Genomic DNA, 7,796 nt, shown 5'->3' on the forward strand with positions numbered 1-7,796 from the left:
CCCCGTGGGGACGCGCGGCACACGGCCGGGTCACTGCGCGTTGTCGGCCAGGATCCGGTCGCCGAGCTCCTGGGCCTCCTGCAGCGCCGTGGCGGCGTCGGTCTCGCCGCCCAGGAACTTCTCCAGGGCGGGGATCAGGGCCTTGCCCTCGACGTCGGACGCGCCGGGGATGTTGGACCGGACCTGGGCGTACTCCATCGTCTCGATGAAGGCCTGGTACCGGTCGTCGTCGGTGAAGTACGGGTCGTTGGCGGCCTCGACGTTCGCGGGGATCCAGCCGGAGATCTTCGCGAAGTCCACGCCGTTCTCCGGCTGGGTGGTCCACCACTTGATGAACTCCCAGGCGCCGTCGGGCTGCTGGGCACCGGACGGGATGACCAGGCCGAACCCGCCCATGCCCGCGCCCTGGCCGCCGTCGGGGCCGACGGGCGGCTGCACGATGCCGTAGTCCACCTCGGCCTCGTCCAGCGCGGTCAGGGCCCACGGCCCGTCGTACTTGATGGCGGTGGAGCCCTCCGCGAAGGAGTCGACGCCCTCGCCGAAGCCGGGCTCGTAGACGCCCGCGTCGAGCAGCCCCTGCCAGAACTCCAGGACCTCCAGGCCCTCGGGGCTGTTGAACGCCGTGGTGGCGCCGTCGTCGCTGAACATCTGGCCGCCGGCCTGCCGGAGCCAGATGTTGAACAGGCCCGGGTCGTCCAGCGCGAAGCCGGCCACGGACAGCTTGCCGCCGTCGCGCTCGGTGACCGCCTCGGCCGCCTTCTTCAGGGAGTCCCAGTCGGTCGGCGGCTCGACGCCGGCGTCCGCGAGGAGCTCGGTGTTGAAGAAGAGCGAGCGGTTGTCCACGAGCAGCGGCAGGCCGTAGGTCTCCCCCTCGACGACGAGCTCGCCCATGGCCTGGTCGTAGAACTGGGTGGTGTCGACGCCGTCGGCCTCGATGTACTCGTCGAGCGGCGCGAGCGCGTTCTTCGGCACGTACAGCGGGGTGTTGTACCGGTCCCAGAGGACGACGTCGGGCACGCTGCCCGACGCGAGCGCCGTGAGCAGCTTCTCCTCGACGAGCTCCTGGCCCACGTACTTGACCTCGTACTCGTCCTGCGACTCGTTGAAGGCGTCGGCCTGCGCCTGGAGCTGCTTGGCCTGGGCGCCCGACCAGGAACCCCAGAAGGTGACCTCCTCGGGCCCGCCGCCCGAGCCGCCGTCGGACGCGCTGCCGCAGGCGCTCAGCGCCCCGGCCATGACTGCCGCCGCGACGAGGGCCCCGGCGATCCGTGTTGCTGACCTCATGACTCTGCTCCTTTGCAGGGTGCTACTTCGTACCCGAGTGGGCGAAGTTCTCGATGATGTAGCGCTGGGCCACGACGAAGACCAGCAGGACCGGCAGGCTCGCCAGGATCGTGCCGGCCAGCAGCGGCCCGTACTGCGTCTGGTACTCGTTGACGTATCCCGCCAGGCCCACCTGGACGGTGAGCATCTCGGGGTCGTTGAGGGCGATGAGCGGCCACAGGAAGCTGTTCCAGCCCGCCTGGAAGGTCAGCACGCCCAGCACCGCGAGGCCCGCGCGGGCCAGCGGCAGGTAGATGTTCCAGAAGATGCGGAACTCGCTCGCGCCGTCGATCCGGGCGGCGTCGCCGAGCTCGTCGGGCAGCGCCTGGAAGAACTGGCGCATGAAGAACACGGCGAACGGGCCGGCGGCGAACGGGATGAGCACGGCGCCGTAGCTGTTGATGAAGCCCGCGCCGCCCTCGCCGAACAGGTCGTTCCCGCCCACGAGCGGGAACCGGCGCAGCACCAGGAAGGTGGGGACCATCGTGATGATGCCCGGCACCATCATGGAGCCCAGGAACAGCGAGAAGACGACGCCGCGGCCGCGGAAGCGCAGCTTGGCCAGGGCGTACCCGGCCAGGCCGCCGAAGAACAGGTTGGTGGCCACGCCGCCGAGCGCGATGACCGCCGAGTTGGCCAGGTACCGGCCGAACGGGCCGTCCGTGAACAGCGCCACGTAGTTCGCCAGCGTGGGGTTGTCCGGGACCACCTGGAGGTAGGACGAGAGGATCTCGCCCTCCGGCTTGAGCGACGTGGACAGGGTCCAGATCAGCGGGAGCACGGTGGTCACGCTGATCAGCACGACGGCGATCGTCCACACGACCTTGCCGACGACGCTCCGGGCGGTCGGCGGGCGCTTGTCCGACGTCGGCGCGGGGGCCGTGGCGAGGACGGGCCCGGCCGGGACGGGGCCGGCCGTGACGGCGCTCATCGGTCGTTCTCCCGTCCGGTGATCCGGGCGTTGGCCACGGAGAAGACGAGGATGACCAGGAACAGCACGAAGGACAGCGCCGAGGCGTAGCCCATCTCCAGCCGCCCGAAGCCCCGGTCGTAGATGTAGTAGACGAGGGTCAGCGTCGAGTTGCCCGGGCCGCCCTTGGTCAGCACGTACGCCTGGTCGAACACCTGGAACGCGGCGATCAGCAGCAGCGTCAGGATGAGGAACGTGGCCCGCGAGATGGAGGGCCGGGTCACGTGCCAGAACACCCGGAAGGCCCCGGCGCCGTCGACGCGGGCGGCGTCGACCAGCTCGCCCGGCACCCCCTGGAGCGCGCCCAGGTAGATGATCATGTTGGCGCCGAACCCGGCCCAGACGCTCATCATGACGATGGCGACCATGGCCCACCGCGACTCGTACAGCCACGCCGGCCCGTCGATGCCCACCCAGCCGAGCGCCGCGTTGAGCAGCCCGTACTGCGGGTTGAGCAGCCAGAACCAGATGGCCGCGGTCGCCACGGTCGAGGACACCACCGGGATGTAGAACAGGGTGCGGAACACCCGGGCGGTGCGCGTGCTGCGGTTCAGCAGCAGGGCGGTGCCGAGCGCGACGAGCAGGCCGGCCGGGACGTACAGCACCGTGTAGAGCGCGGTGTTGCGCACGGCCACCCAGAAGATCGGGTCGCCCGCAATGCGCGCGTAGTTGTCCAGGCCCACCCACTCGAAGTCGCCGATGACGGCGTAGTCGGTCAGGCTCAGCCCGACCGCCATGACGACCGGCAGCAGCAGGAACACCGCGAACAGCGCGACCGGCACGGCCAGGAAGATCCACGCGCTGATGGTCTGCTGCCGCCGGGTGGCGCTGACGGCGGCGCTCACGGCGTGTCCCGGTGCGCGTTCCCCGGTGCCGGACGGCGGTGCGTGCGCAGCCCCGCGACCTCCAGAGCCAGCTCGCAGAACATCGAGTTGGCCCACGAGAACCACTCGCGGGTCCAGGTGCCCGGGTCGTCCGCGTGGAAGGACTCGTGCACCGCGCCCGTCCCGGCGTCGGTCGCCAGGATGAGGTCCAGCAGGGCGCGCTGCTCGGCCGGATCGGTGCTGGTCAGCCCCTGGATCGCCAGCGCGATGGGCCACACGTGCCCCTCGGGGGTGTGCGGGCTGCCGATGCCTGAGGCCGCCGAGCCGCGGTAGTAGTACGGGTTGGCGTCGCTGAGCACCAGGTCGCGGGTCGCGGCGTAGAGCGGGTCGTCGGGGTCGCACCAGCCGGTCAGCGGCAGGGACAGCAGGCTCGGGGTGTTGGCGTCGTCGGCCAGGAGCACGCCGCCCAGGCCGTCCACCTCGTACGCGTACACGGGCACGCCGGCCGGGCCGGTCACCACGCCGTGCTCGCGGATACCGCGCTCGATCTCGGCGCGCAGCTCGTCCGCCCGGGCGGCCAGGCCGTCGTCGTGCAGGACGGCGGTGGCGAGCTCCGCGAGCTGCCGCAGCGCCGTCGCCGCGAGCGCGTTGCCCGGCACGTTGTACCCGTACCGGCAGGCGTCGTCGCTGGGCCGGAAGCCCGCCCACGTCATGCCCGTGAAGCCGACCTCAGGGCCGCGACCGTCGCGCACCAGGGTGTCGGTGGGCGGGCAGTCGGACCGCTCGAAGGTGTACGGCGACGCCTCCGCGTGCCGCTGCTCCGTGGTCCACAGGTCGACGACCGTGCGCCCGACCTGGCCGATCTCGGTGAGGTGGTCGGTGCGGCCCGTCGCCCGCCACAGGTCGTGGGCGAGCTGGACCGGGTAGGCCAGCGAGTCGATCTCGTACTTGCGCTCCCAGACCCACGGCGACTGGCCCGTGGCCGGGTCGCCCGTGCGGTCCCGGTGCCCGGCGCCGGTGGGGCCGTCGTTGAAGGCGTTGGCGTACGGGTCGCGCAGGATCGACGCCTGCTGCCGCCGCGAGACGGCCGCGATCGTGTCCGCCAGGCGCTCGTCGTCGGCCGCCAGGTGCAGGAACGGCGCGAGCTGCGTCGTCGAGTCCCGCAGCCACATGGCCGGGATGTCGCCGGTGATCACGAAGGCGGTGCCGTCCGGGTGCGGCGTGATCGTCCGCGCGAGCGTGTCGGCCATGCAGCGCTCGACGGCGTCCGCCACCTCGCTGCCCAGCCGTTCGCCCACCCGTGCGACCAGGTCCTCAAGGACATCCGGGTCGTAGAGCGCGGCCGTACCGGACTCCGGTGCCGCGCTGCCTGTCACGTAGCTCATTCGAACCCCATCGTTCGTTCCTGCTCCTGCTTCACGAGTGCTGCCGGCCGGACCCACGCTGGTCCGGCCTGCGTGAACAGTAGGAGCGAATAACTTCTATGTCAACGTTGGCAATAGGGGTAATAGGAGAAGACGGTGGCGGGGCGCTCGCGGAATACTCGGTGGTGCCCCCTCGACGACGAGGGCGGCCGTCTCGACGAGGAGCAGCCATGTCAGAACGCGAGACCTCCCCCGTCCCCACCGCCGACCTGTTCGTCGACGGGCGGTACGTCCCCGCGGAGGGCGGGCGGTACACCGACTTCGTGCAGGCCCTGACGGGCAAGACGGTCGCCCGGGTGGCCGCCGCGTCGGTCGCGGACGCCGGTCGCGCGGCCGACGCCGCGGCCGCCGCCCTGCCCGCGTGGTCGGGCCTGCCGCCGGCCGCCCGGCGCGAGGTGCTGCGGCGCGCAGCCGACCTGCTCGGGCAGCGCGCCGCCGAGGTCGCCGCGGTGATGAGCCAGGAGATGGGCGCGACGCGGCCGTGGTGCGAGTTCAACGTGCATGTGGCCACGGGCATGCTGGCCGAGGCGGCGGCGCAGGCCTACTCCGCCGTCGGCGAGATCATCCCGTCCGACGTGCCGGGCCTGACCGCGTACGGCGTGCGGCAGCCCGCCGGGGTGGTGGTCGGCATCGCGCCCTGGAACGCGCCGCTGATCCTGGGCGTGCGCGCCGTGGCGATGCCGCTCGCGCTGGGCAACACCGTGGTGCTCAAGGCCTCGGAGCAGACGCCGCGCACGCAGGCCGCGATCGTCGACGTCCTGCGCGAGGCGGGGGCGCCGGCCGGGGTGGTCAACCTGATCAGCAACGCGCCGCAGGACGCGCCCGCCGTGGTCGAGGCGCTCGTGGCGCACCGCGCGGTGCGGCGGGTCAACTTCACCGGCTCGACCCGGGTGGGCCGGGTGATCGGCGAGCTCGGCGGCCGGCACCTGACTCGGGTGCTGCTGGAGCTGGGCGGCAAGGCCCCGTTCGTAGTGCTGCCCGACGCCGACCTGACCGAGGCGGCCGCCGCCGCGAGCTTCGGCGCGTTCATGAACCAGGGGCAGGTCTGCATGTCGACCGAGCGGGTGATCGTGGACCGGTCCGTGGCGGACGACATCTCGGCGCGGCTCGCGGCCCGGGCCGCGGCCCTGGCGGTGGGCGCGCCGGACGACCCGGAGTCGCAGGTGGGGCCGATGGTGCACGCCGCGGCGCGCGACCACGTGCTCGACCTGGTCGCCGACGCCCAGCAGCAGGGCGCCGAGGTGATCGCCGGCGGCACGGCCGACGGCCTCTACCTGCGGCCCACCGTGGTCCGCGGCGTCCGCCCCGGCATGCGGATCTACTCCGAGGAGTCGTTCGGGCCGGTCGTGTCGATCACCGAGGCCGACGGCACCGACGACGCCGTCCGGATCGCCAACGACACCGAGTACGGGCTGTCGGCGGCGGTGTTCGGGCGGGACGTGACCGCCGCGCTGGACGTCGCGCGCCGCATCCGGTCCGGGATCTGCCACGTCAACGGCGCCACGGTGCACGACGAGCCGCAGATGCCGTTCGGCGGCGTGGGCGCCAGCGGGTGGGGGCGGTTCGGCTCGCGGGCCGCGATCGAGGAGTTCACGGAGCTGCGCTGGATCACGGTCCAGGCGGGGTCGCGGGCGTACCCGATCTGACCGGTAGCCTGCGGCGGTACGTCCCCGACGAAAGGCCCTGGTCATGACGCGTGAGCTCCCCCTGGACGGCCGGACCGCCGTCGTCACCGGCGCCGCCCGGGGCATCGGCGAGGCCACGGCCCGGCGGCTCGCCGAGGACGGCGCCGGCGTCTTCCTGGTGGACGTCTCCCCCACCGTGCTGGACCTGCGGGACGAGCTGCGCGCCGCCGGGCACCGGGCGTCCGCGTCGGTGATGGACGTCGCCGACGAGGCCGCCTGGGCCGACGCCGTCACCGCGTGCCGCGCGGAGCTGGGCCGGCCGCAGATCCTGGTGAACAACGCCTACGCGGGCCGCGTCGCCTCGCTGGAGGACACCCCGCCGGAGAGCTGGGAGCGCCAGATCCGGGTGACGCTCACGGGGGCCTACCTGGCGACGCGCGCGCTGCTGCCCGACCTGTCGGCGTCGGGCAACGGGGCGGTGGTGATGGTGTCCTCGGTGCACGCGCACTTCGGGCTGCCGGGCCGGGCCGCGTACGCGTCGGCCAAGGCGGGGATGACGGGGCTGGCCCGCCAGCTCGCGGCCGAGTACGGCCCGGCGGTGCGCGTGAACAGCGTGCTGCCGGGGCCCGTGCTCACGCCGCACTGGGACGGCGTCGGCGAGGACGAGCGGGCCGGCGCGGCCGCGGCGACGGCGCTGGGCCGGCTGGGCGAGGCCGCCGAGGTGGCCGACGCGATCGTCTACCTCTGCTCCGACCGGGCGTCGTTCATCACGGGCGTGGAGCTCAACGTCGACGGCGGCTGGAGCGTCACCAAGGAATCAGTGTGATCCCGGCGCCATCGGCGTCCTATGGTGTGCCGATGACGACCGTGCAGCCAGTCCAGATCACCTTCGACTGTGCCAGTCCCGAGCGCGTGGGCCGGTTCTGGTGCGAGGCGCTGGGGTATGTCCCGCCGGACCCGTCGGAGGACGGCTTCGCCACGTGGGAGGAGTACTCCCTCTCGCTGCCCGAGGAGAAGCGGGACTCGTGGTTCGGCGCGAGCGACCCGAACGGGGTGGGCCCGCGGCTGTTCTTCCAGCGGGTGCCCGAGGGCAAGGTCGTCAAGAACCGGGTGCACCTCGACGTCAAGGTGGGCCGGGGCCTGGTGGGCGAGGAGCGCCTGGCCGCCCTGGAGTCCCACGCCGTCCGCCTGGAGGCGATCGGCGCGACGCGCGGGACGCTGCTGCTGGCCGACGGGGAGAACGAGTCCTGCCAGAACATGCAGGACGTCGAGGGCAACGAGTTCTGCCTGGACTAGGCCCGCGCGAGTTCGGCAGTTCGCCCGAACGCTCGGCAGTCTGCACGAGCGCTCGGCAGTTGGCCTGAGTCCAGCAGCCCAGCCGAGGTCGGCAGTTCCGCAGAGCCTCCCCCTTCGAGGCATAAGTTTCTTCGCTTTGCGGCGGCTCAAAGCGAAGAAACTTAGGTCTCGAAGGGAACGAGCCCGCAGGCCGCCTGCGCCGGCCGACGCCGGACGGCGGGCAGCCCCCAGGTTGGCAGTTCGCCGACGTCGGCAGTCCACTGACCTCGGCAGCCCCCAGGTCGGCAGTTCGCCGACGTCGGCAGTTGGCTTCGAGGTCGGCACAGGCCTGTGC

The 7,796-nt window shown here is 72.5% G+C and carries 7 protein-coding genes; 3 read left to right on the top strand and 4 right to left on the bottom strand.

What is annotated here, in order from left to right:
• Positions 1 to 30: 30 nt before the first annotated feature.
• Genes ACFU5G_RS27865 through ACFU5G_RS27880 form a run of 4 tightly spaced genes read right to left on the bottom strand, consistent with a single transcriptional unit; the run spans position 31 to position 4,502 of the window.
• Positions 31 to 1,284, bottom strand: a complete 1,254-nt coding sequence (locus ACFU5G_RS27865; RefSeq protein ID WP_377252002.1) for an ABC transporter substrate-binding protein — start codon at positions 1,282 to 1,284, stop codon at positions 31 to 33.
• Positions 1,285 to 1,306: 22 nt separating this feature from the next.
• Positions 1,307 to 2,254, bottom strand: a complete 948-nt coding sequence (locus ACFU5G_RS27870; RefSeq protein ID WP_377252004.1) for a carbohydrate ABC transporter permease — start codon at positions 2,252 to 2,254, stop codon at positions 1,307 to 1,309.
• Positions 2,251 to 3,138 carry a carbohydrate ABC transporter permease gene (locus ACFU5G_RS27875; RefSeq protein ID WP_377252006.1) on the bottom strand — a complete coding sequence of 296 codons (888 nt, stop codon included), beginning with the start codon at positions 3,136 to 3,138 and terminating at the stop codon, positions 2,251 to 2,253. The genes ACFU5G_RS27870 and ACFU5G_RS27875 overlap by 4 nt, the downstream gene beginning before the upstream one ends.
• Entirely contained in the window at positions 3,135 to 4,502 is a 1,368-nt protein-coding gene (locus ACFU5G_RS27880) for a glycoside hydrolase family 125 protein (RefSeq protein WP_377252008.1), read from the bottom strand. The genes ACFU5G_RS27875 and ACFU5G_RS27880 overlap by 4 nt, the downstream gene beginning before the upstream one ends.
• 209 nt (positions 4,503 to 4,711) lie before the next feature.
• Between ACFU5G_RS27880 and ACFU5G_RS27885 the strand changes: the two genes are divergently transcribed.
• The 3 genes from ACFU5G_RS27885 to ACFU5G_RS27895 are packed head-to-tail and all read left to right on the top strand — an operon-like array spanning position 4,712 to position 7,462.
• Entirely contained in the window at positions 4,712 to 6,187 is a 1,476-nt protein-coding gene (locus ACFU5G_RS27885; protein WP_377252010.1) for an aldehyde dehydrogenase, read from the top strand.
• 43 nt (positions 6,188 to 6,230) lie between these two features.
• Positions 6,231 to 6,992, top strand: coding sequence for an SDR family NAD(P)-dependent oxidoreductase (locus ACFU5G_RS27890; protein WP_377252012.1), 762 nt, complete (start codon positions 6,231 to 6,233; stop codon positions 6,990 to 6,992).
• 32 nt (positions 6,993 to 7,024) lie between these two features.
• Positions 7,025 to 7,462 carry a VOC family protein gene (locus ACFU5G_RS27895; RefSeq protein ID WP_377252014.1) on the top strand — a complete coding sequence of 146 codons (438 nt, stop codon included), beginning with the start codon at positions 7,025 to 7,027 and terminating at the stop codon, positions 7,460 to 7,462.
• Positions 7,463 to 7,796 lie beyond the last annotated feature (334 nt).

Source organism: Promicromonospora sp. NPDC057488 (genome assembly GCF_042802395.1).
In the GTDB taxonomy this organism is placed as follows: domain Bacteria; phylum Actinomycetota; class Actinomycetes; order Actinomycetales; family Cellulomonadaceae; genus Promicromonospora.